17 protein-coding genes are annotated in these 25929 nt (G+C 58.6%); 4 read left to right on the plus strand and 13 right to left on the minus strand.

What is annotated here, in order from left to right; genetic code table 11:
* Nucleotides 1–12: 12 nt before the first annotated feature.
* The 8 genes from lpxK to serC form a co-directional block, all read right to left on the minus strand.
* Nucleotides 13–1014, minus strand: coding sequence for a tetraacyldisaccharide 4'-kinase (gene lpxK / locus JS46_RS11795; RefSeq protein WP_033751272.1), 1002 nt, complete (start codon nt 1012–1014; stop codon nt 13–15).
* Nucleotides 1011–2759 carry a lipid A ABC transporter ATP-binding protein/permease MsbA gene (gene msbA, locus JS46_RS11800; RefSeq protein ID WP_033751275.1) on the minus strand — a complete coding sequence of 583 codons (1749 nt, stop codon included), beginning with the start codon at nt 2757–2759 and terminating at the stop codon, nt 1011–1013. Before msbA ends, lpxK begins: the two co-directional genes overlap by 4 nt.
* A 34-nt stretch (nt 2760–2793) precedes the next feature.
* Nucleotides 2794–5046 carry a DNA internalization-related competence protein ComEC/Rec2 gene (locus JS46_RS11805; RefSeq protein ID WP_033751278.1) on the minus strand — a complete coding sequence of 751 codons (2253 nt, stop codon included), beginning with the start codon at nt 5044–5046 and terminating at the stop codon, nt 2794–2796.
* Between the two features lie 205 nt (nt 5047–5251).
* Entirely contained in the window at nt 5252–5536 is a 285-nt protein-coding gene (gene ihfB / locus JS46_RS11810) for an integration host factor subunit beta (protein WP_033751281.1), read from the minus strand.
* Between the two features lie 87 nt (nt 5537–5623).
* On the minus strand, nt 5624–7297 hold the full coding sequence (rpsA, locus tag JS46_RS11815) for a 30S ribosomal protein S1 (protein WP_048784670.1): 1674 nt from the start codon (nt 7295–7297) through the stop codon (nt 5624–5626).
* A gap of 124 nt (nt 7298–7421) precedes the next feature.
* The gene (cmk, locus tag JS46_RS11820) at nt 7422–8102 is read right to left on the minus strand and encodes a (d)CMP kinase (RefSeq protein WP_033751286.1); all 681 of its coding nucleotides are present in this window, start codon (nt 8100–8102) and stop codon (nt 7422–7424) included.
* A 200-nt stretch (nt 8103–8302) separates the two neighbouring features.
* A complete protein-coding gene (gene aroA, locus JS46_RS11825; RefSeq protein WP_033751289.1) occupies nt 8303–9589 on the minus strand; it encodes a 3-phosphoshikimate 1-carboxyvinyltransferase in 1287 nt (428 codons plus the stop codon).
* Between the two features lie 86 nt (nt 9590–9675).
* A complete protein-coding gene (gene serC / locus JS46_RS11830; RefSeq protein WP_033751292.1) occupies nt 9676–10761 on the minus strand; it encodes a 3-phosphoserine/phosphohydroxythreonine transaminase in 1086 nt (361 codons plus the stop codon).
* 310 nt (nt 10762–11071) lie between these two features.
* Between serC and ycaO the strand changes: the two genes are divergently transcribed.
* From ycaO to pflA, 4 genes are all read left to right on the plus strand, one after another.
* The gene (ycaO, locus tag JS46_RS11835) at nt 11072–12832 is read left to right on the plus strand and encodes a 30S ribosomal protein S12 methylthiotransferase accessory factor YcaO (protein WP_033751294.1); all 1761 of its coding nucleotides are present in this window, start codon (nt 11072–11074) and stop codon (nt 12830–12832) included.
* Nucleotides 12833–13195: 363 nt separating this feature from the next.
* Nucleotides 13196–14056, plus strand: a complete 861-nt coding sequence (gene focA / locus JS46_RS11840) for a formate transporter FocA (RefSeq protein WP_033751296.1) — start codon at nt 13196–13198, stop codon at nt 14054–14056.
* A gap of 68 nt (nt 14057–14124) precedes the next feature.
* The gene (gene pflB / locus JS46_RS11845; protein WP_033751297.1) at nt 14125–16407 is read left to right on the plus strand and encodes a formate C-acetyltransferase; all 2283 of its coding nucleotides are present in this window, start codon (nt 14125–14127) and stop codon (nt 16405–16407) included.
* 159 nt (nt 16408–16566) lie between these two features.
* Nucleotides 16567–17307 carry a pyruvate formate lyase 1-activating protein gene (gene pflA / locus JS46_RS11850; RefSeq protein ID WP_033751298.1) on the plus strand — a complete coding sequence of 247 codons (741 nt, stop codon included), beginning with the start codon at nt 16567–16569 and terminating at the stop codon, nt 17305–17307.
* A 64-nt stretch (nt 17308–17371) separates the two neighbouring features.
* Here the strand turns inward: pflA and JS46_RS11855 are convergent, their stop codons facing one another.
* The 5 genes from JS46_RS11855 to JS46_RS11875 form a co-directional block, all read right to left on the minus strand.
* A complete protein-coding gene (locus tag JS46_RS11855; protein WP_033751924.1) occupies nt 17372–18523 on the minus strand; it encodes an MFS transporter in 1152 nt (383 codons plus the stop codon).
* A 303-nt stretch (nt 18524–18826) separates the two neighbouring features.
* Nucleotides 18827–20119 carry a serine--tRNA ligase gene (serS, locus tag JS46_RS11860; RefSeq protein ID WP_033751299.1) on the minus strand — a complete coding sequence of 431 codons (1293 nt, stop codon included), beginning with the start codon at nt 20117–20119 and terminating at the stop codon, nt 18827–18829.
* A gap of 90 nt (nt 20120–20209) precedes the next feature.
* Nucleotides 20210–21553, minus strand: a complete 1344-nt coding sequence (locus tag JS46_RS11865) for a replication-associated recombination protein A (protein ID WP_033751927.1) — start codon at nt 21551–21553, stop codon at nt 20210–20212.
* A 7-nt stretch (nt 21554–21560) separates the two neighbouring features.
* On the minus strand, nt 21561–22172 hold the full coding sequence (gene lolA / locus JS46_RS11870; RefSeq protein ID WP_033751302.1) for an outer membrane lipoprotein chaperone LolA: 612 nt from the start codon (nt 22170–22172) through the stop codon (nt 21561–21563).
* A 177-nt stretch (nt 22173–22349) separates the two neighbouring features.
* A complete protein-coding gene (locus JS46_RS11875; protein ID WP_033751305.1) occupies nt 22350–25889 on the minus strand; it encodes a DNA translocase FtsK 4TM domain-containing protein in 3540 nt (1179 codons plus the stop codon).
* Nucleotides 25890–25929 lie beyond the last annotated feature (40 nt).

Raw genomic sequence — 25929 nt, forward strand, 5'->3', positions numbered from 1 at the left:
TTCGGCGAGAGGTTAGTCTGCGGCGCTGCCTGTGCGCTGCCGCGCCAGACGTTCAATATCGTCCAGCAGCGGCGCGACGGCGCTGCCGCTCAGCTCAGCTTCGACCGGCAGATACCACCAGTTGGGCTGGGCGAAGCGACGGCACTTAACCGCATCTTTTTCGGTCATCAGCAGGGTTTGGCCCTTGACCACTAAACCGGTCAATTCCTCCTGACTGTAGGCGTGATGATCGGCGAAGGCGATCTCGGCGACCGGCGTGACGCCATGCTGGTTAAGGGTAGCGAAAAAGCGCGGCGGATGCCCTATGCCGGCCATCGCCACCACATTTTCCAGCGCGGAAAGCGGCGCGCGCTGCTGCGTATGCAGGTTGACCGCATCACCAGGCCGCAGCGCCATCGCGATTTCACTCGCCTCCGCGTGGCCGCCGTTAACAATTACCGCGTCCACCTGCCGCAGACGCGAAGCGCGTTCGCGCATCGGTCCGGCCGGCAGCCACCACCCGTTGCCGAAGCGGCGGACGCCGTCGACCACCACAATTTCGCGATCGCGCCGCAGCGCGTAGTGCTGTAGGCCATCATCGGTAATGATGAGATCGAGGGGGTGACTGGCGAGCAGCGCTTCAACCGCGGCGCGGCGCTTCGGCGCCACCGCGACCGGCGCGCCGGTGCGCTGGGCGATCAGCACAGGTTCGTCGCCCGCCTGCTCCGTCGGCGTATCGGCGTCGACCAGCAGCGGATAGCGCTCCGCTTTGCCGCCGTAGCCGCGCGAAACCACGCCGACGTGAAGGCCGCGGCGCTGTAACGCCTGCACCAGCCAGATCGCGACCGGCGTTTTACCGTTGCCGCCGGCGGTGAGATTGCCGACCACCACCACCGGAACCGGCGCGCGCCAGCTTTTGCGCCAGCCGCGCTGATAGCTAAGACGAATCAGAGAGGAGACCGCGCCGTAAATCAGGCTAAGCGGCCACAGCAGCAGCCACAGCGGCGAGCGTCCACTCCAGATACGCTCGATCATTGCCCAAACTGCATCTTATGCAGCTGAGCGTAGGCGCCCCGCTGAGCCAGCAGATCGGCATGGGTGCCGCGCTCGACGATACGGCCATCCTCTACCACCACGATTTCATCGGCTTTCTCGATGGTCGACAGGCGGTGAGCGATAACCAGCGAGGTGCGGTTTTTCTGCAGCTCGTCCAGCGCCGACTGGATTGCGCGTTCCGACTCGGTATCAAGCGCAGAGGTCGCTTCATCCAGGATCAAAATCGGGCAGTCGCGCAGCAGCGCGCGCGCAATGGCGATACGCTGGCGCTGGCCGCCGGAGAGCAGCACGCCATTTTCGCCGATCACCGTATCCAGCCCGTTATCCATCTTGTTGATGAAGTCCATGGCGTGCGCCATGGTCGCGGCGCGCTCGATCTCGGCGCGGCTATACTGCTCGCTGCGCGCATAGGCGATATTGTTGGCGATGGTGTCGTTAAACAAATGAACATTCTGCGAGACCAGCGCGACCTGATTGCGCAGCGAACGCAGCGTGTATTCGCGCAGATCATGACCGTCCAGCAGGATTTCGCCCTGCTGAATGTCGTAAAAGCGCGTTAGCAGGCTAGCCAGCGTCGACTTGCCTGAGCCGGAGCGCCCTACCAGCGCCACGGTTTTGCCTTCCGGCAGCGCCAGGTTGATGTCGCGCAGCGCTGGCGTATCGCGGCCAGGATAGGTAAAGGTGACATTGCGGAACTCAACGTCGCCTTTGGCGCGCTCAATTTCGCGCGTGCCGGTATCGACTTCCTGCTCGCTGTCGAGGATAGAGAAAAGCGTCTGGCACGCCGCCATACCGCGCTGGAACTGCGCGTTGACGTTAGTCAGGGATTTTAGCGGACGCATCAGCGCGATCATCGACGAGAAGACCACGGTGATGGTGCCTGCGGTCAGCGTATCCATCACGCTGGGAAAGCTGGCGGCATAAAGCACAAACGCCAGCGCCAGCGAGGCGATCAGCTGGATCACCGGATCGGAGATGGATGAGGCCGATACCAGCTTCATGCCCTGCTGACGCATGCGGTTGCTGACGCGGGCGAAACGCTCCGACTCCACGTCCTGACCGCCGAAAATCAGCACTTCTTTGTGCCCTTTCAGCATCTGCTCGGCGCTGGTGGTGACCTGCCCCATGGTGTTCTGCATGGTTTTGCTGATGCTGCGAAAGCGCTTGGAGACCGAGCGAATTGCCAGAGAGACCACGGGAGCCAGAACAATCAGGATGAGCGACAGCTGCCAGCTGTAGTAGAACATCATGATAAACAGGCCGATAATCGATGCGCCCTCGCGCACTACGGTAACCAGTGCGCTGGATGAGGAAGAGGCGACCTGCTCGGAGTCGTAGGTAATGCGCGACAGCAGCGTGCCTGTTGACTGCTGGTCGAAGAACGAGACCGGCATGCCCATCATATGGCTGAAGAGGCGACGGCGCATATTCATCACGACGTTGCCGGAAACCCAGGAGATGCAGTAGCTGGAAATATAGCTGGTGACGCCGCGGATCAGCATCAGCCCGATAACGGCCAACGGCATCCAGATCAACACCGACTTATCCGCTTTACCAAACCCATCATCCAGTAAAGGCTTCAACAGGGAGAGCATGAGCGTGTCGCCCGCGGCGTTAATTATCAGGGCCACAGCGGCCACGCATAAACCCGCTTTATGGGGCGCGATCATCGGCCAGAGTCGACGAAATGTCTGCCACGTTGAGAGATCTTTATCTTGATGCATTATTTATTCACGCTGTTTGAAATAGCCGCTCATTCTACCTGGATTCCCGTTTGACGCCAAACCACTGATGGTACCAACGGGACAAAATTTGCTCTCTCAGGCCAGAAACCGCGGTTTTACGCCCGGCGACGGTAAGGGTTATCTGGCCCGACTGAGCGGTGTCGTACCAGGCGAAGCCCGCGCGGCGGTAGTTTTCCAGCACGCTGTTGACCGGCATACGCCAGGCGTTGTAGCGCGCCATCGAGGCGATAGCGATACGTCCGCCTACGTTGCGCAGCAGTAGCGGCGTTGAGGAAGTGCGGCTGCCATGGTGCGGAACCTGGATGATATCAGCTCTAAGACCGCTTTTTTCCAGCGCCACCAGCTGCCGCTCCGCCGGTGCCTCCAGATCGCCCATCAGCAGCAGACGCGTAACGCCGTCATCTACGCTAAGCACGCAGGAGTCGTTATTGTTGCTGACCGCCGAGCGCGCGGGCGGCCACAGCGCTTCGATATTCAAGACTCCCCAGCGCCAGCGTACGCCGCGTACGCAGGGCAGATGAGCGGCATCGAGCGTGGCGCTACGTATCGGCACCTCGGGCCAGCGCTGTGTTATCGCGTTGAGCCCGCCGCTGTGATCGAGATGGCGGTGGCTGAGCACCACTGTCTGGAGGCGCAGCCGTTTGCGCGCCAGCCAGGGAATAACGTGGCGCGTGCCGGCGTCGCCGTTTTCCCAGGCGGGTCCGGTATCATAGAGCATCGCCTCTCTTCCCTGACGGATAACCACGCTTAGTCCCTGCCCGACGTCCAGCATATCGATATGCCAGCCCGGCTCGTCGTGTGGCCAGCGCCAGACCAGCAGCGCCATAATGACGGCTGCGCAGCTGACCGGCGCCGCGTAAAACAGCGCGCAGCGCCAGACAATCAGCCCGCCCCACAGCAGCAGCGCCAGCGTCCCGGCGTCATAGAACGCCCACCACCCCGCGGGCAACGCCTTGAGCGCAGCCATCAGCCAGACGACGGAGAGGTCCGCCAGCCGCCACAGCGCGGCGCAGATCGGGCTGACCGGCATCAGCATCGCCAGCAGGATAAGCGGCACGCTGACAAAAGAGATGACCGGTATCGCCAGCATATTCGCCGCCAGCGCCGAGAGACTGATGCCTTCAAACAGCATCACCTGCAGCGGCGCCATCAGCAGCATCATGCCGAGCTGCAGGTGCAGCAGTTGGACCGGCAGCCAGCGCCAGCCGCGTCGACAGCGCGCCGGTAAAGGAAACCAGTGGTACCAGGTCAGCAAAAAGGCAACCGCCAGCGCCGAGAGCCAGAAACTCTCCGAGAGCACGTTAAGGGGATCGAACAGCAGCAGCCCGCCGACACACAGGCTCCAGACCTGCCAGCCGCTGAGCTGCACGCCTTTGATACGAAAGATAAGCCACAGCGTCAGGGCGATCAGCGCACGCTGGGCGGGCGCATGGCTGCCGGAGAGCCAGGTATAGAGCGCCGCCAGCAGCCAGCTCGTCAGCAGCGGGAACAGATAGCCGATTAGGCGCACCGGCAGCGCCAGCTGGACCGCGCGCGCCATAAGCCAGCCGCTGCTGGCGGCCAGCGCGATATGCATGCCTGAAATCGCCATCAGATGCGCCGTGCCGGTTTCCCGCAGTAGCTGACGCAGGGCGTCGCTCATTTCCGCCCGCTCGCCGAACGCGAGCGCCTCGACAACGGCGCGCTGCTCCAGCGCATTTATCGTCGGCAGATCGCGCAGGATGCGTTGCCAGCGCCAGCTGCAGGTCAGGGATTCAGGCCTTTGCTGCTGAATGCGGCCTCGCAATCCCATATGATTCGCCAGCGCGAAACGCTGCGCGTCGAACTCCCCCTCATTGAGCCGGGCATGCACAGGCCGCAGGCTGAGCTGCATCGACCAGCGCTGCCCATGGCACCAGACCTGCTCGCTCTCTCCGAACGACAGCCAGGCGAAACGCGGCGGAAACAGATAGCGCCCTTCTCGCTTTAGCAGCTGCACCTTAATTTGCCGCCTGTCTTGCTGTACCTCATCGATGCGCACGCTGTAGGTGGCGGGCGCGGCGCTGGCGGTTTCTATTGCGGTGACGGCTGAGCGCGCAGCTCCCAGCATCCAGCCGCATAGCAGCAGCGCTATCGCCACAATGCGTAGCCAGGCCGACTGCGTCCACAGCAGCAGTATGCCGGCACAGGCGACTGCCGCGATGCCTGCTGCTGATGGAAGCCGGTGAAGAAACAGCAGCGGCAGCGCGGCGAGAATAGCGATTCTGGCAATTAGCGTCGCTGTCATCTTGCTCTCGTCCCGGTTTAACACGCGGAGAGTATGCAGATAATGCGGCGCGCGGTCAGGCGCAGGCTGGCGCGCTTCAGCGCGGCCTCGCAAAAAAGGAGGAAGATTTTAGTGCTATTGCAGAGAGTGTCAGCCAGGCTCGCAGAGAAACGGCGGGCAAAAAAAAACGACATCCTGAGATGTCGTTTCTGCGTTCGGTTACGGCTTAACCGTAAATGTTTGCACGGTCTCGCAGCTCTTTGCCCGGCTTAAAGTGGGGAACGTATTTACCTTCCAGTTCCACTTTGTCGCCCGTTTTCGGGTTACGACCCGTACGCGGTGCGCGGTAATGCAAAGAAAAGCTGCCGAATCCCCGGATTTCAATGCGTTCGCCCTGGGCCAGCGTAGTGGCCATGTGCTCCAGCATCTCTTTTACAGCATCCTCAACGACTTTCGCCGGAATATGAGTCTGCTGGCCAGCAAGTCTTTCAATCAGTTCTGACTTGGTCATGTAACCTCCGGTTAATCCTTGTGGGAAAGGTATGACAGCTTGCTACCGTAACCGGGCAGATTTCCCTGCCCGGTTGCTTCAGGTCGATTACTCGCCTTTAGCTGCTTTGAACGCTTCAGCCATAGCATTGGAGAAATTGCTTTCTTCCTGCTTGTTGTTCACAGTCGCGATGGCATCTTTCTCGTCAGCTTCGTCTTTCGCACGGACAGACAGGCTAACAACGCGGTTTTTACGATCAACGCCGGTGAATTTAGCTTCAACATCGTCGCCAACATTCAGAACCAGAGTTGCGTCTTCAACGCGGTCACGTGAAGCTTCAGAAGCGCGCAGGTAACCTTCAACGCCGTCTGCCAGTTCAACTGTAGCACCTTTAGCGTCAACTGCCGTTACTTTACCAGTAACGATGGCGCCTTTCTTGTTCAGGGTGATGTAGTTGTTGAACGGATCTTCAGCCAGCTGTTTCACGCCCAGAGAGATGCGCTCACGCTCTGCGTCAACCTGCAGTACAACGGCAGCGATTTCGTCGCCTTTTTTGTACTCACGAACGGCTTCTTCGCCAGTCGCGTTCCAGGAGATGTCAGACAGGTGAACCAGGCCGTCGATGCCGCCGTCCAGGCCGATGAAGATACCGAAGTCAGTGATTGACTTGATTTTACCTTCAACGCGATCGCCCTTGTTATGGGTCTCAGCAAACTGCTGCCATGGGTTGGCTTTGCACTGCTTCAGGCCCAGGGAGATACGACGACGCTCTTCGTCGATGTCCAGAACCATAACTTCAACCACGTCGCCCACGTTAACAACTTTAGACGGGTGGATGTTTTTGTTGGTCCAGTCCATTTCAGAAACGTGTACCAGACCTTCAACGCCTTCTTCGATTTCTACGAAGCAGCCGTAATCAGTCAGGTTGGTCACACGACCGGTCAGGCGAGTGCCTTCCGGGTAGCGCTTAGCGATAGCCACCCACGGATCTTCGCCCAGCTGTTTCAGGCCCAGAGATACACGGGTACGCTCGCGGTCGAACTTCAGCACTTTAACAGTGATTTCGTCGCCCACGTTGACGATTTCGCTCGGATGCTTAACGCGTTTCCACGCCATGTCGGTGATGTGCAGCAGGCCGTCGACGCCGCCCAGATCAACGAATGCGCCGTAGTCAGTGAGGTTCTTAACGATACCTTTGACTTCCATGCCTTCCTGCAGGTTTTCCAGCAGCTGATCGCGCTCAGCGCTGTTCTCAGATTCGATAACCGCGCGGCGAGAAACCACGACGTTGTTACGCTTCTGATCAAGCTTGATTACTTTGAATTCAAGCTCTTTGCCTTCCAGGTGCAGCGTGTCGCGTACCGGACGCACGTCAACCAGTGAGCCTGGCAGGAACGCACGAATACCGTTCAGCTCAACTGTGAAGCCACCTTTAACTTTGCCGTTGATAACACCGGTAACAGTTTCAGCGTCTTCGTAAGCTTTTTCCAGCGTGATCCAGGCTTCATGACGTTTAGCTTTCTCACGGGACAGCAGGGTTTCACCGAAGCCGTCTTCCACTGCATCCAGGGCAACGTCAACTTCGTCACCAACCTGAATTTCCAGTTCGCCGGCTGCGTTCTTGAACTGCTCTGCCGGAATGGCAGACTCAGATTTCAGACCCGCATCAACCAGAACGACGTCTTTGTCGATAGAGACAACAACGCCACGAACGATGGAACCCGGGCGGGTTTCGATTTCTTTCAGGGACTCTTCAAAGAGTTGAGCAAAAGATTCAGTCATATTGATAATCTTAGGATTCTTCAATTTAACGTCCACCTGACGTCATTGTCGGATGGGGTTGTTTCACATGCCCTGCGCGCTTTCCCTGGCACAGGGTTACTGCAATTCTGTTTGGCCGAAAAGATTAAATGCCCAGCTTTGTGCGGGCATATTCCAGCGCCTGATCAATGACTTGTTCGATGGATAACTGCGTAGAATCCAGAACCAGCGCATCGGCGGCGGGGACTAAAGGCGCAATGGCGCGGTTGCGATCGCGGTCATCACGTTCTTTTATCTCGGCTAAAAGGCGATCAAAGTTAACACTAAAGCCGCTTTCCTGCAACTGTAGCATACGGCGCTGGGCACGCTCTTCCGGGCTGGCATCAAGGAAAATTTTTACCGGCGCGTCAGGGAAAACCACCGTTCCCATATCGCGGCCGTCGGCAATTAAGCCGGGCTCGTCGCGAAAGGCGCGCTGGCGGCGCAGCAGTGCTTCGCGCACGCGGGGAAAAGCGGCGACGCGCGACGCGGTGTTGCTGACCTCCTGCGTGCGGATTTCGCCGGTGACCTCTTCGCCCTCCAGGATTACCCGCAGTTCGCCCTCTTGCGAGACGAAACGCACGTCCAGATGGGCCGCCAGCGGCACCAGCGCCTCTTCGGCTTCAATATCCACCTGATGGTGCAGCGCAGCCAGCGCCAGAACGCGATAAATGGCGCCGGAGTCGAGCAGATGCCACTGCAGCGCCTCCGCCATCGCTTTGCACAACGTGCCTTTGCCTGCGCCGCTAGGTCCGTCGACAGTTATAACCGGGGCAGTTGCCGTCATTATTCTCTCCTGTTGCTGCGCGAAATAGTCCAGCCTTCAGGCTGTTCTGAACAGGAAGCATTATACGCGGCCCAGGCTAATGTCGTTACCTTTTAGCGGAGACATCGCTATAAATTGCAGCAGATTCAGAACATATCTTGGTCAGTGAGGCCAGAGGCAGTGAGAATGCCGGAGAGACTCGCTCTCCGGCACGGTGAAAATCAGGCGTTCTGGCTGATTTTGGCCAGCTGCTGAAAATAGTCGGGGAACGTTTTTGCGGTACAGCCGGGATCGAGAATAGTCACGGGCGTATCGGAGAGCGCCACCAGCGAGAAGCACATCGCCATCCGGTGATCGTTATAGGTGCCGATCTCCGCGTGACGCAGTTTTTCCGGCGGAGTGATGCGGATAAAATCATGCCCCTCTTCCACTTCCGCGCCCACTTTACGCAGCTCGGTCGCCATCGCGGCCAGGCGATCGGTCTCTTTAACGCGCCAGTTGTAGATGTTGCGCAGCAGCGTTGGGCCTTTAGCGAACAGCGCCGCCGTGGCGATGGTCATCGCGGCGTCGGGAATATGGTTCATATCCATATCGATGCCGTTAAGCTCGCCGGCGGTACAGGCGATATAGTCGCTGCCCCACTCAACGGTCGCGCCCATTTTTTCCAGCACGTCGGCAAAGCGGATATCGCCCTGCACGCTGTCGCGGCCGATGCCGGTGACGCGCACGGTTCCGCCTTTAATGGCGGCGGCGGCCAGAAAATAGGAGGCGGAAGAGGCGTCGCCCTCCACCAGATAATCGCCTGGCGACTGATACTGCTGTCGGCCTTTAATGATAAAGCGCTGGTATTGCTGGTTTTCGACCTCGACGCCGAAGCAGCGCATCAGATGCAGCGTAATATCAATATAGGGTTTGGAGACCAGCTCGCCTTTAATGGCGATGCGGGTATCACGCTCCGCCAGCGGCGCGGTCATCAGCAGCGCGGTCAGGAACTGGCTGGAGACGCTGCCATCCACGCTGACGTCGCCGCCGGTGAAGCCGCCTTTCAGGCGCAGCGGCGGGTAGTCGATGTTCTCCAGATACTCAATCTGCGCGCCGCCCTGACGCAGCGCGTCAACCAGATGCCCGATTGGACGCTCTTTCATGCGCGGTTCGCCGGTCAGAACGATATCCTGCTCGCCGAGACAGAGCGCCGCCGCCAGCGGCCGCATCGCCGTACCCGCGTTGCCAAGAAAAAGCTCCAGCGGCTGAGAGGCGCGCAGCGCCCCTGCCTGTCCCACCACGTCGCACTGCGTGCGGTCGGCGGACAGGGTAAAATCGACGCCCAACGCTTTAAGCGCGTTCAGCATATGTTTAACGTCATCGCTGTCCAGCAGGTTCGTCAGACGCGTGGTGCCTTTCGCCAGCGCAGCCAGCAGCAGCGCGCGGTTAGAAACGCTTTTTGAACCCGGCAGGTTAACGGTGCCGTCAACGCGTGCAATCGGTTGTAAGGTCAGGGAGTCCTGCATGTGAAACCAAATCTCCAGAAAAGGACAAAACCCCGCCGCGAGACGGGGTCTGAAGTCGGCGCTAGCGCCGACGCTACAGCTCAGGCTTAACCGTGGCGACGTGCGAAGTCGGCCATAAAGTCGGTCAGCGCTTTGACGCCTTCCAGCGGCATCGCATTGTAGATCGATGCGCGCATGCCGCCTACCACGCGGTGACCTTTCAAGGCGTGCAGGCCCGCGTTGAACGACTCTTCCAGGAAAAGTTTGTCCAGCGCGGCGTCCGCCAGCTGGAAAGGCACGTTCATGCGCGAACGGTTTTCCGTCGCGACGTCGTTGCGGTAAAACGGGTTGCTATCGATCAGGCCGTAGAGCAGATCGGCTTTCGCCTGATTGACTTTGTCGATTTCGCTGACGCCGCCTTTCTCTTTCAGCCACTTAAATACCAGGCCAGAGAGATACCAGGCGAAGGTCGGCGGCGTGTTGAACATAGAGTCGTTCTCCGCCAGCACCTGATAGTCGAGAATAGAGGGAACGGACTGACGGGCTTTGCCCAGCAGATCGTCGCGCACGATGACGATGGTCAACCCGGCCGGGCCGATATTCTTCTGCGCGCCGGCGTAAATCACGCCGTAACGGTTGATGTCCAGCGGCCGTGACAGAATGGTAGAAGAGAGATCGGCGACGACGATTTTGTCGCCGAAGTCGGGTTGTTCGTCGATGGCGATGCCGTCGATGGTTTCGTTCGGGCAATAGTGCACGTAAGCGGCGTCGCTGCTCAGCGCCCACTGGCTCATCGGCAGAATAGCGCGCTTGCCGTCACGGGTAGTTTTGACGTCCAGGGTGCGCGGCGTGCAATACTTTTCCGCTTCCTTTATGGCGCTGTGCGCCCAGTAGCCGCCGTCGACATAATCCGCCGTGGTCGCCTCGCCCAGCAGGTTGCCCGGCACCGCAGCGAACTGCGCGCGCGCGCCGCCGTGGCAGAATAAAACTTTGTAGTTAGCCGGGATTTTCAGAAGATCGCGTAGGTCCTGCTCCGCCTCTTCCGCTACTTTGAGAAACTCTTTGCTGCGATGGCTGATCTCCATAACGGAGGTCCCCAGACCGTGCCAGTTTGTCAGTTCTTGTTCTGCACGACGGAGCACTTCAACCGGCAGCATCGCTGGACCGGAACTAAAATTATAAATCTGCGTCATTTCCCCTCACCACGGTTATCCAGAACGGTTATGAATTGCTTACCGGTTTTATCACTGCCTTATAGCGCCTGCAATGATAAATCAGGAAGGGATCACATTTTCTCAATCTGCCGCGCCGCAGCTTATATTACAAATGCAACGCAGCGCGAAATTTTGTGAGGCGGCTCGATCAGGGAGAAAAGCGAGCCCTTCTGCCACGCCGCTTTCAGGATAATGGCAGGTAGAAATTTATCTCGTCTTCATAGCGCCACGGCGGCAAAGTCCGTATCATTGCGCGCTTTACGCCCACTATATATGAGAGAGCGGTCCCATGACGCAAACGTTTATTCCCGGTAAAGACGCAGCACTGGAAGACTCCATCGCGCGCTTCCAGCAAAAGCTGACCGACCTTGGCTTTAATATTGAAGAAGCCTCCTGGCTTAATCCGGTTCCCCACGTCTGGTCCGTGCATATTCGCGACCGCGATTGTCCGCTCTGCTTTACCAACGGCAAAGGCGCCAGCAAGAAAGCCGCATTGGCGTCGGCGCTGGGCGAATATTTCGAGCGTCTCTCGACTAACTACTTCTTCGCCGACTTCTGGCTGGGCAAATCGATCGCTAACGGCGATTTCGTTCACTACCCGGACGAAAAATGGTTCCCGATCCCGGCGGACGGTTCGCTGCCGGAAGGCATTCTGGATGCACGCCTGCGCGCCTTTTACGATCCTGACGACGCGCTGACCGCGCCGGAGCTGGTGGATTTGCAGTCCGGCAACGCCGAGCGCGGCATCTGCGGCCTGCCGTTTACCCGTCAGTCCGACCAGCAGACGGTCTATATCCCGATGAACATCATCGGCAACCTCTACGTCTCCAACGGCATGTCGGCGGGCAATACCGCCAACGAAGCGCGCGTGCAGGGGCTTTCCGAGGTGTTTGAGCGCTATATCAAAAATCGCATTATCGCCGAAGCGATCAGCCTGCCGACCATTCCCGAGAGCGTGATGCAGCGCTATCCTGGCGTGGTGGAGGCGATTGCACGCCTCGAAGCGGAAGGCTTCCCGATTTTCGCCTACGACGCCTCGCTGGGCGGCAAATATCCGGTGATTTGCGTGGTGCTGTTCAACCCGCAAAACGGCACCTGTTTCGCCTCTTTCGGCGCGCATCCCGATTTCGGCGTCGCCCTTGAGCGTACCGTTACCGAACTGCTGCAGGGCCGCAGCCTGAAAGATCTCGACGTCTTTACGCCGCCGACCTTCGACGATGAAGAAGTTGCCGAGCATGCCAACCTCGAGACGCACTTTATCGACTCCAGCGGCCTTATCTCCTGGGATCTGTTCAAAGAGAAAGCGGACTACCCCTTTGTCGACTGGTCGTTCAGCGGCACGACCCAGGAAGAGTTCGCCACCCTGATGGCGATCTTCCGTGAGGAAGATCAGGAAGTCTATATTGCGGATTACGATCATCTGGGCGTTTACGCCTGCCGCATTATCGTGCCGGGCATGTCCGATATCTATCCGGCGGAAGATTTGGTGCTGGCGAACAACAATATGGGCGCGGGCCTGCGCGACACGCTGCTGGCGCTGCCTGCCAGCAACTGGAATCCGGAAGAGTATCTCGACCTGATCGCCCAGCTGGATGAGGAAGGCCATGACGACTTTACCCGCGTGCGCGAACTGCTGGGCCTGGCGAGCGGCAAGGACAACGGCTGGTACACGCTGCGCATCGGCGAGCTGAAGGCGATGCTGGCGCTGGCCGGCGGCGACCTGGATCAGGCGCTGATCTGGACCGAATGGACCATGGAGTTCAACGGTTCGATCTTTTCGCCGGAACGCGCCAACTACTACCGCTGCCTGCAGACGCTGCTGCTGCTGGCGATGGAAGATGAGCGCGACCCGCTGCAGTATCATCACGCCTTCACGCGCATGTACGGCGCGGAGGCGCTGGAAGCGGCGTCGGCGGCCATCAGCGGCGAAGCCCCCTTCTACGGTCTGCAGGCCGTCGACGACGATCTCAAAGCCTTCCCGGCGCATCAGGCGCTGCTGCAGGCTTATGAAAAACTTCAGGCGGCAAAGCGTCTTTACTGGAAAAAGTAATTAACATATCCAGTCGCAAAAGGCTGAGTTGAATAGCTATGGCGTCAATATTATTGACGCCATTTTTTTATCATGGGCACTATCTTTCATTATTTCTAATCGATTATCGCTCTATTTTTTAACACTTCTGACTGACTTTACGACATTCATTAACAATAAGCGTCGCTGGCCACCGCTAACCTTTAAAATAAAATTGCAAACTTTAAAAATTATTTATTGATTTAAATTCAATCAATTGCGTCAGATTTGCCGTTTCTTGCTTCGCTCTACTTCGTTGTCTTCTGGTCAAATATGATCCAGATCAAATCCTGTCCTATACTCCTTTGTTAGTATTTTTCCAGACATCTTTTGGAGAGCGTTAGTGTGAAAGCTGACAACCCTTTTAATCTGTTATTACCGGCCGCAATGGCCAAAGTGGCGGAAGATGCTGGAGTTTATAAAGCCACTAAACATCCCTTAACCACTTTTTTCCTTGCCATTACCGCCGGCGTTTTTATTTCCATCGCGTTTGTTTTTTATATTACTGCGACCACCGGCACCGCAGGCATGCCTTATGGCGTGGCGAAGCTTATCGGCGGCATCTGCTTCTCGCTGGGGCTGATTCTGGTGGTGGTATGCGGCGCCGATCTCTTTACTTCCACCGTGCTGATTGTCGTCGCGAAAGCGAGCGGACGCATCACCTGGGGCCAGCTGGCGCGCAACTGGATCAACGTCTATTTCGGCAACCTCGTCGGCGCGCTGTTTTTCGTCGCCCTGATCTGGTTCGCCGGCGAGCATATGACGGCGAACGGCGCATGGGGTTTGAATGTGCTGCAAACCGCCGATCATAAAATGCACCACAGCTTTATTGAAGCCGTCTGCCTGGGCACGCTGGCGAACCTGATGGTCTGCCTGGCGGTCTGGATGAGCTATTCCGGCCATAGCCTGACGGATAAAACCCTGGCGATGATTCTGCCGGTCGCCATGTTCGTTGCCAGCGGCTTCGAACACAGCATCGCCAATATGTTCCTTATTCCGTTAGCGATCGTCATTCGCGATTTTTCTGGCCCGGCTTTCTGGCAAGCCGCCGGCGCCAGCGCCGATCAGTTCCAGGCGCTTACGCCCGTCAACTTTATTATCGACAACCTGATTCCGGTCACGCTCGGCAACATCATCGGCGGCGGTCTGCTGGTTGGGTTGACCTACTGGGTGATCTATTTACGCAACGGTTCTACCGCACATTAATGATTCTGACCGACGCCGCGTAGCTGGCGGCGCCAACGTAACGTCTTCTTAGATAAGGCAGGTATATCATGACCGATCTGAATACAAAACAGGCTGCGGCCTGGGAAGGGTTCGCCGAGGGCGAATGGCAGAACAGCGTCAACGTTCGCGATTTTATTCAAAGGAACTACACGCCGTATGAGGGCGATGAGTCCTTCCTTGCAGGCGCGACCGAAGCGACCACTAAACTGTGGAACGACGTGCTGGAAGGTATCAAAATTGAAAACCGCACGCATGCCCCCGTCGATTTCGACACCGATCTCGCCTCGACCATTACCGCGCACGACGCCGGCTATATCAATAAATCGCTGGAAAAAATCGTCGGCTTGCAGACTGAAGCTCCGCTGAAACGCGCCATTATCCCGTTCGGCGGCATCAAAATGGTGGAAGGCTCCTGTAAGGTTTACGGCCGTGAGCTGGACCCTACGCTGAAAAAAATCTTCACCGAATACCGTAAAACCCATAACCAGGGCGTGTTCGACGTCTATACCCAGGATATTCTGCGCTGCCGTAAATCGGGCGTGCTGACCGGTCTGCCGGACGCCTACGGCCGCGGCCGCATTATCGGCGACTATCGCCGCGTTGCTCTCTACGGCATCGACTTCCTGATGCAGGACAAGCTGGCCCAGTTCCATTCGCTGCAGAACGATCTGGAAAACGGCGTTAACCTGGAAGCCACCATCCGTCTGCGCGAAGAGATCGCCGAACAGCATCGCGCGCTGGCCCAGATCAAAGAGATGGCCGCCAAATATGGCTGCGATATCTCCGGTCCAGCGACCAACGCGCAGGAAGCGGTACAGTGGACCTACTTCGGCTATCTCGCCGCGGTGAAATCGCAGAACGGCGCCGCGATGTCCTTCGGCCGCGTGTCTACCTTCCTGGACATCTATATCGAACGCGATATGCAGGCAGGCAAACTTACCGAAGAGCAGGCGCAGGAGCTGATTGACCATCTGGTAATGAAGCTGCGTATGGTGCGCTTCCTGCGTACGCCGGAATATGACGAACTCTTCTCCGGCGACCCGATCTGGGCAACGGAATCGCTGGCGGGCATGGGCGTCGACGGTCGTACGCTGGTTACGAAAAGCACCTTCCGTTTCCTGAATACCCTTTACACCATGGGTCCGTCGCCGGAACCGAACATGACCATTCTGTGGTCAGAAAAACTGCCGGTGAACTTCAAGAAATATGCCGCTAAAGTCTCCATCGATACCTCGTCTCTGCAGTATGAGAATGACGACCTGATGCGTCCAGACTTTAACAATGACGACTACGCCATCGCCTGCTGCGTCAGCCCAATGATTGTCGGCAAACAGATGCAGTTCTTCGGCGCGCGCGCCAACCTGGCGAAAACCCTGCTGTACGCAATCAACGGCGGCATGGATGAAAAAATGAAAATGCAGGTAGGCCCGAAAGAGGCGCCTGTAATGGACGACGTGCTCGATTTCGATACCGTTATGGCGCGTATGGACCACTTCATGGACTGGCTGGCGAAACAGTATGTGACCGCGCTGAACATCATCCACTACATGCATGATAAGTACAGCTACGAAGCTTCGCTGATGGCACTGCACGATCGCGATGTCTATCGCACCATGGCCTGCGGTATCGCCGGTCTGTCAGTGGCTGCCGATTCGCTCTCTGCAATCAAATACGCCAAAGTGAAACCGGTGCGCGACGAAGACGGCCTGGCGGTCGACTTTGAAATCGAAGGCGAATATCCGCAGTTTGGTAATAACGATCCGCGCGTCGATGACCTGGCCTGCGACCTGGTTGAACGTTTCATGAAGAAAATTCAGAAACTCACCACCTACCGCAACGCCGTACCGACGCAGTCTGTGCTGACCATTACCTCTAACGTGGTTTATGGTAAGAAAACCGGTAATACACCGGATGGTCGTCGCGCCGGCGCGCCTTTCGGTCCAGGCGCCAACCCAATGCACGGCCGCGATCAGAAAGGCGCCGTCGCCTCGCTGACCTCTGTGGCTAAACTGCCCTTCGCCTACGCAAAAGATGGTATCTCCTATACCTTCTCTATCGTGCCGAACGCGCTGGGTAAAGACGACAACGTGCGTAAAGCTAACCTTGCTGGCCTGATGGATGGTTACTTCCATCATGAAGCGAGCATTGAAGGCGGCCAGCATCTTAACGTGAACGTGATGAACCGCGAAATGCTGCTGGATGCGATGGAACATCCGGAAAACTATCCGCAGCTGACGATTCGCGTTTCCGGCTATGCCGTCCGCTTTAACTCGCTGACGAAAGAGCAGCAGCAGGATGTGATTACCCGTACCTTCACTAACTCGCTGTAAGCCTGATGCTCTAAGCTGTAAAAAGGCTCCTTCGGGAGCCTTTTCTCCAAGGCCCGTTTTGTCTGCGCTCTCACGGCAGAAATCAGTCAAAACCGACTTTTTCATCGAGCACAACAGAGATTGTGCGCCTGCTACAGGCTAACCTGGAGAAACATCGCAATGTCTTGCAACGGTCGTATCCACTCATTCGAATCCTGCGGGACGGTTGACGGTCCCGGCATCCGTTTTATTACCTTCTTTCAGGGCTGCCTGATGCGCTGCCTCTACTGCCATAACCGCGATACCTGGGATACGCATGGCGGAAAAGAGGTCACCGTCGAAGAGCTGATGAAAGATGTGCTTTCCTATCGCCACTTTATGAACGCTTCTGGCGGCGGCGTAACCGCCTCAGGCGGCGAAGCGATTTTACAGGCTGAGTTTGTGCGCGACTGGTTCCGCGCCTGCAAGGCGGAAGGCATTCACACCTGTCTGGATACCAACGGCTTTGTGCGCCGCTACGATCCGGTCATCGACGAACTGCTGGAAGTCACCGATCTGGTGATGCTCGATCTCAAGCAGGTGAACGATGACGTCCATCAGATTCTGGTCGGCGTCTCTAACCATCGCACGCTCGACTTCGCCCGCTATCTGCAGAAGAAAGGCAAGCGCACCTGGATCCGTTATGTGGTCGTGCCTGGCTATTCCGACGACGACGATTCGGCGCACCGGCTTGGCGAGTTCACGCGGGATATGGATAACGTCGAGAAGATTGAGCTGCTGCCCTATCATGAACTCGGCAAGCATAAATGGATTGCGATGGGCGAAGAGTACAAGCTAGACGGCGTGAAGCCGCCGACAAAAGAGACCATGGAGCGGGTGAAAAACATTCTCGCTGGCTACGGTCATCATGTTATGTATTAACGAAAAGGGAGCCCAGGGCTCCCTTTTCGTTGTCGTACGTGCTTAAGGCGACTGTGCGATGATATCAGGCGTGCGCCACCGGCGTCGCCTGCTGATCGGCTTTACGCAGCAGCATCATCAGATAGACCAGCGCCACGCCAGCGATCATCACAAACAGAATGCGATCGGAATAGCTCTGCATCAGCACCGCCGTCATGCTGGGACCCGCCAGGCTGCCGATGGTGTAGCTCAGCAGCAGCGCCTGATTCATCGCTACCAGCTCATGATGCGCCACGGTCTCGCAAGCCCATGACATCGCCACCGGATAGAGCGTAAAACCGGCCAGGCCCAGCACAAAGAGCGCCGGCGCCATCGCGGCGTTGCTCAGCATGGCAATCGCGCCCAGAATCACGACGAACACCTGAACGCGCAGCACCAGCAGACGGCCGAAACGATCCGCCAGGCGGCCCACCGGCCACTGTCCCACAATGCCGGCGCTGACCAGCAGCGCCATCCAGTAGCCGACGTTCGCGTCGCTCATGCCCTGATGCGAGAGATAGAGCGGCATCAGACCATAGAGCGATCCCAGCACGATGCCGGAAATAATGCAGCCGTTAATCCCGAGCCGTGAGCTACGACGACGCAGCATCGGCCAGATTTTGCCCGGCGCGGCGTCGGTTGCCTCGCCGGCGGCGGTGACCTTCACGAACACCAGCGGCAGAATGGCGCAGATCATCAGCGCGGTCAGCCAGGGAATCACGCTGAACAGCTCGGTCGAGACTTTGCTTACCAGCAGCTGGCCTGCCACGGTGCCCAGATAGTAGACAATCATATAGGCGGCCAGCAGCTGGCCGCGATTGCGTACCGTGCCGCTGCAAAGCAGCGCGCTTTCTACCACCACCCAAATCAACGCGCAGCCGACGCCGGCGCCGAAGCGCAGCAGCGACCAGGCCCAGAAACCGTCCATCATTAATAAGCCGGCGGTCGCAGCGGCAAACACCGCAGTGGCCAAATAGTAGCTGCGGTTAAAACCGTAATGCTTGATCAGCCAGCCGGCCACCAGCGTGCCCGCCAGATTGCCGGTATAGAAAGAAGAACTCACCACGCCTACCTGCCAGGTAGCCAGCGCATCGTGAGTCAGCCACAGCGGAACCAGCGTATTGAGCACAGCAATTGCAACCGTCAGCAAAAGCAGGCCGCAAAGCAGCAGCACCACGGGACGTGACCAGGTGGACATAGGAATAAAAACCAAAGAAGAGAGAGGAAGTTGCGCGCAGTTTGCCACTGGCTAATTTAAAGGAAAAGCACAAAAAAAAGCCGCAGCACATTTTGCTGCAAGATAATTTAATTTATTAATCTTCAGTAGGTTATAGAAGTATCAAACGAGACGGGATTTAGCGCTATCTTAATGAAAAACAGGCTTTTTAAGCGCGACGCTGCAGGGCATGTCGATAACATTTATTTCTGATAAATTTTTATCGCGGATGGGCTTTGAAATAAAAAAACCCGGACAGGTCCGGGTTTTTGTTAAACGCGCGTATTAGCCGATAAACTCGACGCCGTTCATATAGGGGCGTAATACTTCCGGCACCTGAATACGGCCGTCAGCCTGCTGATAGTTCTCCAGCACCGCCACCAGCGTGCGGCCCACCGCCAGGCCAGAGCCGTTCAGGGTGTGCACCAGACGCGGCTTCTTATCGGTTTTGCTGCGGCAGCGTGCCTGCATACGACGCGCCTGGAAATCCCACATATTGGAGCAGGAGGAGATTTCGCGATAGGTATTCTGCGCCGGCAGCCAGACTTCCAGATCGTACGTCTTGGTAGCGCCGAAGCCCATGTCGCCAGTGCAGAGCAGCACTTTGCGGTACGGCAGGTTCAGCAGCTGCAGCACTTTCTCTGCATGGCCCACCAGCTCTTCCAGCGCATCCATCGAGGTTTCCGGCGCGACGATCTGCACCATCTCGACCTTGTCGAACTGATGCATGCGGATCAGGCCGCGCGTGTCGCGACCGTAAGAGCCAGCCTCAGAGCGGAAGCAAGGCGTATGCGCGGTCAGTTTGATCGGCAGACTCTCCTCCTCCACGATCTCGTCGCGCACCAGGTTAGTCAGCGGCACTTCCGCGGTCGGGATCAGCGCATAGTTGCTGCTCTCTGACTCCTCTTCCAGCGGTCGGGTATGGAACAGATCCTCGCCAAACTTCGGCAGCTGACCGGTACCGTACAGGGTCGCATGGTTGACCAGATAAGGCACGTAGGTTTCCAGATAGCCGTGCTGCTCAGTGTGCAGGTCGATCATAAACTGGCTCAGAGCGCGATGCAGACGGGCAATCTGTCCCTGCATTACCACAAAGCGCGAGCCGGTCAGCTTCACCGCAGAGGCGAAGTCGAGGCCTTTCGCCATCTCGCCCAGTTCAACGTGATCTTTCGCCGGGAAATCAAACTGGCGCGGCTCGCCCCAGCGGCTGACTTCCTGGTTCTCGCTGTCATCTTTGCCCAGCGGCACTTCGTCCGCCGGCAGGTTAGGCAGCGCCATCGTGAAATCACGAATTTCGTTTTGCAGGGCATCCAGTTCCGCTTTGGCCGCGTCCAGGCGTTCGCCCAGCGCGTTCACTTCCTGACGCAGCGGCTCGATATCTTCCCCACGTGCTTTGGCCTGACCGATGGATTTGGATCGGGAGTTACGCTCGGCCTGCAGATTTTCCGTTTCTACCTGCAGGACTTTACGGCGCTCTTCCAAGGAGCGCAGCGTTTCCACATCCAGTTTAAATCCTCGGCGTGCCAGTTTTTCTGCGACTGCGTCTGGCTCATTACGCAGCAGATTGGGATCGAGCATGCTTATCCTGTGTAATAAAAGGTTGAAAAGAGGGATGCATTCCCGCTGGAATGCATTGAAATCCTTGCTCACCTTACCGTAACGCCTGTTTTAGCGGTAGCGTTTTGTCGGGCTATTTTGATCCTGTTCAGCCAGCCAGGCGAGCTTTTCGCCAATTTTGCCTTCGAGGCCGCGCTGAGTCGGTGTGTAGTAGCGCGTCTGCGCCATTTCAGGCGGAAAATAGACCTCGCCTGCCGCATAGGCATGCGCTTCGTCATGGGCGTAACGGTACTCTTTGCCCAGGCCCATCTCTTTCATCAGCCGGGTCGGCGCGTTGCGCAGGTGCTCCGGCACGTCATAGTCGGGATGCTCGCGCGCATCGCGCATCGCCGCTTTAAAGGCGTTATAGACGGCGTTGCTTTTCGGCGCGCAGGCGAGATAGACGATTGCCTGAGCGATAGCGCGCTCCCCTTCAGCAGGCCCAACGCGGGTAAAGCAGTCCCAGGCGGCGATCGCCACCTGCATACCGCGCGGATCGGCGTTGCCGACATCTTCCGAGGCAATCGCCAGCAGGCGTCGCGCGACATAGAGCGGATCGCCGCCGGCGGTGATAATGCGCGCGTACCAGTAAAGCGCCGCATCCGGCGCTGAGCCGCGTACCGATTTGTGCAGCGCCGAAATCAGGTCGTAAAAGCGGTCGCCTTTATTGTCGAAGCGTGCGGCGCGCTCGCCGGACACTTCGGTCAGCAGCTGTGGCGTCAGTTCGCGTTTGCCCTGCGCGTTGAGCTCCGCCATATCCGCCATCATTTCCAGCGTATTAAGCGCGCGGCGCGCATCGCCGCTGACCAGTTCGGCGATCATGCGTCGCGTATTGTCGGGCAGAAGAATATCGCTGTCGCCGTAGCCGCGCGTTTTGTCCTGCATCGCCTGATCGAGCACCTGCTCGATATCTTCCGTGGTCAGCGATTTCAGCAGATAAACGCGTGCGCGGGAGAGCAGCGCGGAGTTGAGTTCAAACGAGGGGTTTTCGGTCGTGGCGCCGATAAAAGTAATGGTGCCGTCTTCGATATGCGGCAAAAACGCATCCTGCTGACTTTTATTGAAGCGATGCACCTCGTCGACGAACAGGATGGTGCGGCGGCCGACCTGACGGCTATGGCGCGCCCGCTCGATCGCCTCGCGGATCTCTTTGACGCCCGAAGTGACGGCGGAGATACGCTCGACGTCGGCATTGCCGTAGCGCGCGATAATCTCCGCCAGCGTGGTTTTACCTGTACCCGGCGGTCCCCAAAGAATCATCGAGTGCAGATGGCCAGCCTCGATTGCGCGCGGCAAAGGCTTGCCGGGCGCCAGCAGATGCTGCTGCCCGATATACTGCTTAAGCGTTTCGGGGCGCATACGCGCCGCCAGCGGCTTAAAATCTTCAGAGGAAAAATCCAGAGACAGATTACCCACGCTCACCTCACTGACGCTGGTCGTCTACCGTCACCCCTTTTGGCGGCGTGAAGGTAAACTTGTCCGGGCTGATAGCGCCGTTTTTCTGGCTTTTGAGCTGATAGCTGCTGCGCTGGCCGTCCTGCTCAATGGCGCTGAACTGATTGATGGTGCCCGTCGGGGTCACCGAGAGAGTGAACTGTTTGAGATTGCCGTCGCTGTTTTTCGGCGTCAGTTCAAAAGTATCGCCCTGCTGTTTAATGTTGTACTGCTGCCAGTCGCTCGGCTGGTTACGGGCAATCAGCATAAAAGGCGTGTTGCTGGTGGCGTTTTTCAGCAGGCTGACGCTCGCCTGTTCCACGAACGGATTGTAGAACCACAAATTTTTGCCGTCAGAGATAATCACGCTCTCGTCCGGCGCGGTCATATGCCAGTTAAACAGGCTGGGACGCTTCACCCACAGCTCGCCCTCGCCTTCCTGCACGTTGGCGCCGCTGCTGTCGGTCACTTTCTGGCTGAAGCTGGCGTGGAAGCTGTTAACTTTGTTCAGACGCTGCTGCAGATCGCTGGAGGCGTCCGCCATTACGCTGGCAGACGCAAAAACGGCCAACAGGCCAGACACGATTACGCTTGATTTCATCCGCTTCAATTCCTTATTTATCTCTATCCAGTGAATACCGTTTTAATTCTGGTCGCCGTTTTAGCATTGAGCCAGGAGAAAAACCCGAAAGCTTTCTCTGATATGAGGGGTAAATGTCGCCTGAACAATGGGCCAGTGAAAACTGGCCCATGATTGTTTGTTGCAAAGCGTGTCGCGCTACATTTCGTGCGGCGGCGGCGAAAGCACTTCGCGGTTGCCGTTGTGGCCTGGCTCGGAGACGATGCCCTGCGCTTCCATCTGTTCGATAATGCGCGCGGCGCGGTTATAGCCGATACGGAACTGGCGCTGTACGCCGGAGATCGAGGCGCGTCGCTTGTCGACCACGAAGGCCACCGCCTGATCGAACAGCGGATCCAGCTCTTCGTCGCCTTCCAGGCCGCCAGCGCCGCCTTCGCTCTCTTCGCCTGCGGTAATGCTTTCGATGTACTGCGGACGTCCGCGCGCCTTCCAGTCCTGCACCACGGCGTGCACTTCCTGATCGCGCACGAAGGCGCCGTGCACGCGCACCGGCATGGAAGAGTTAGGCGGCATATAGAGCATATCGCCCATGCCCAGCAGCGATTCGGCGCCGCCCTGGTCGAGGATGGTGCGCGAGTCGATTTTGCTCGAGACGGTAAAGGCGATACGCGTCGGGATATTGGCCTTGATCAGGCCGGTAATCACATCCACTGACGGGCGCTGGGTCGCCAGCACCAGGTGGATGCCCGCGGCGCGCGCTTTCTGCGCCAGACGCGCGATCAGCTCTTCCACCTTCTTGCCGACCGCCATCATCAGGTCGGCGAACTCATCCACCAGCACCACGATATAAGGCAGTTTTTCCAGCACCGGCGGCGTCATATCCATACTGTCGCCCGGCTTCCAGAACGGATCGGGAATTGGACGGCCCATCGCTTCCGCCTGCTCGACTTTTTCGTTGTAACCGGCAAGGTTACGCACGCCGAGCGCCGACATCAGCTTATAGCGACGCTCCATCTCGCCGACGCTCCAGCGCAGCGCGTTAGCCGCGTCTTTCATATCGGTAACGACTTCAGTCAGCAGATGCGGAATGCCCTCATAGACCGACAGCTCAAGCATTTTCGGGTCGATCATGATAAAGCGCACCTCTTCCGGCGTCGCCTTATAGAGCATGCTGATGATCATGGTGTTAACGCCGACCGACTTACCGGAACCGGTGGTACCGGCGACCAGCAGATGGGGCATTTTCGCCAGATCGGCGACCACCGGCTGACCGGCGATATCTTTACCCAGCACGACCGCCAGCGGCGACGGGTTATCGCGGAATTTGGCGCAGTCGAGCACTTCGCGCAGGTAGACCGTCTGGCGATGCTTGTTAGGCAGCTCCAGGCCGACATAAGGCTTGCCAGGGATCACCTCAACCACGCGCACCGCAACCGCAGAGAGCGAACGGGCCAGATCGCGCGACAGGTTGGAGATGCGTGCGGCTTTGACGCCCGGCGCCAGATCCAGCTCGAAGCGAGTAATAACCGGGCCGGGCGAAATGCCGACCACTTCCGCTTTGACGCGATAGTCGCCCAGTCGCGCTTCGACCAGGCGCGCCGTTTGCTCCAGCGCGAACATATCGACCGGCTCCTCTTCCGCAGGCGGCGAGGTGAGCAGATCGAGCGTCGGCAGCGGCGTGGAAGGTTTCTCCAGCGGCTGGTTATGACGCATCAGGAAAGGATGGATCAGGCTGTTATCCAGCGAAGCGGGCTGTGGGGCCGTTGGCTGCGCAGCGGCAGGCGCAGGCGTCTGAAACGCGGGCGTTGGCTCCGGCTCGGCAGCGAAAGCAGCGGCGGGTTCGAACGCGGTGGAGACCGTCGGCGCGGCCACGGAAACCGCGGGCTGGGCAGCCGCCGCTTCAGCAGGCTGCTGCCACGGCGTATGGGTCGCCGCGGGCGCTTCCGGCTCGGGAGCGCTGGCGATGGTAAAGACTGGTTCGTTCGGTCCCTCATCCACCAGATCTTTCATCGGCGAGAAGTCGAACGCGGCGGAGGTGTCCAGGCTAAAGGCAGGCGCCTTCTCTTCCTGCTCTTCGGCGCCGTAGCGCTGCTGCTGCTGAGCGGCAAACTGCTGCGCCAGCGCGGCCTGTTCGCTCGCCTCTTCCGCTTCAGGCTCCTCTTCCTGCTGCCAGCTCTCGCCGTAGCGCTGCTGCTGCTGGCTGGCGAACGCGTCGCGCAGCTGCGCCTGTTCTTCAGCCTGCTGCTGTTGCTCCGACCATTCGGCGTGCGCCTCTGCAGGCCGTTCGGCCTCGGCGCGCTGCTGCTCCTGCGCTTTGGCTTTTTCTTCCGCCATACGCTGAGAAGGCAGCTTGATGCCGTAGGAGGCAAGCTCACGGCGCGTCGGCAGTTTTACCGGATTAGGGCGCGGCAACGCCGGTCCAATGCCCTGCTTCACCTGCGGATTGTGGTTGGTTTCCGGGGCGATATCGAACAGCGGCGATGAGCTTGCCTGCGCCGCTGCGGCGGCGGTCGCGCTCGCCGTTGCGGTCATCTCGGCGTCGCGCCAGTTGCCCATTTGCGGACCTTCGTCCTCTTCCCAGCCGGGAAAGGCAGCCGCAGCAGGCTCTTGCGGCATGTCGAAACGATAGCGCGGCGGCTCGGCAGGCGCAGCGGGCTGTTCGGCCGCTGGCGTAAAGGCGCTGGCGGGCTGCTGAGACTGAGGCGCAGAGAAGGCGTTAGCCGCCGTAGCCTGTCCGGCAGCCGGCGTCGGTACGGCCGCAGCTGCTACAGGCGATGCAGCAGGCGTGGAGAATGTCGGCACCGATGGCGACGTATCGAAAGCTGGCGTAGCTGCAGCTGGCGTAACGGGCGGAGCCGCATCCGTCGTCGGGGAGGTGGCAGTCGGCGCTGGCGACACAACAGCGGAAACGCCTGCAGCCTGGGCGGCTGACGTTAGCGCGGCATCCGTTGCCGCAGCGGCTTTCGCCAGCAGCGGATCGGCGGCATCAGTCGCAGCGTGATCGGCCGGCGCGCGCGGCGCGGCAAGCAGCACATCTTCGTCATCCTGCGTGGCCGCCTTAAAGCGCGGCGCAACGTCAGCGTCAATCTCGTCCTCGTCTTCCTGCCACGGCTCGTCGCGGCGCGAACGGTTGCTGGCGAACGTCAGTACGCCCATCACCACGCCACCGATGCGCTCGGCGATGGTCAGCCACGACCAGCCGGTATAGAGCGTAATGCCCGCCGCCCAGACGCAGAGTAGCGCCAGCGTGCCGGTAGCCGGCGAGAACCAGGGCGCAATGGCGTTGCTCACCAGGCTGCCGATAACGCCGCCGGAGGCGAAATACCAGATATCGTCGGCGTTGAGCGCGGCCAGGCCGCAGGTGGTCACCACCAGCGCCAGCACGCCGATCAGGCGCAGGCCGATAGCGAAATAGTCGATGTAGTCCTGCTGATCGCGCTGGCGAAAGGCGATCCAGCACAGTCCCACGATCACCGGCGGAATGGCGTAGGCCATTACGCCGAAGATAAACAGCAGCGTATCCGCCAGCCAGGCCCCCACGCCGCCGCCGAGATTATGAATCGGCTCATGCCAGGCGGTTTGCGACCAGCTCGGATCGGAAGGATTGAAGCTGACGAGCGAGACCATCAGATAGACGGCGAAAAGCGAGACGAGAATAAGCAACGCTTCCAGCAGACGGCGTCCACTGCTCAGCGGTTTTAACGAAACTTCTTTGTCTTCTGTGTATTCCTGGCTCAAGAGAACTCTCCAGGTGCCTGTAAATTATGAAGGCAACAGC

It is taken from the genome of Pantoea sp. NGS-ED-1003, assembly GCF_000738765.1.
GTDB classification, from domain to species: Bacteria; Pseudomonadota; Gammaproteobacteria; order Enterobacterales; family Enterobacteriaceae; genus Pantoea; species Pantoea septica.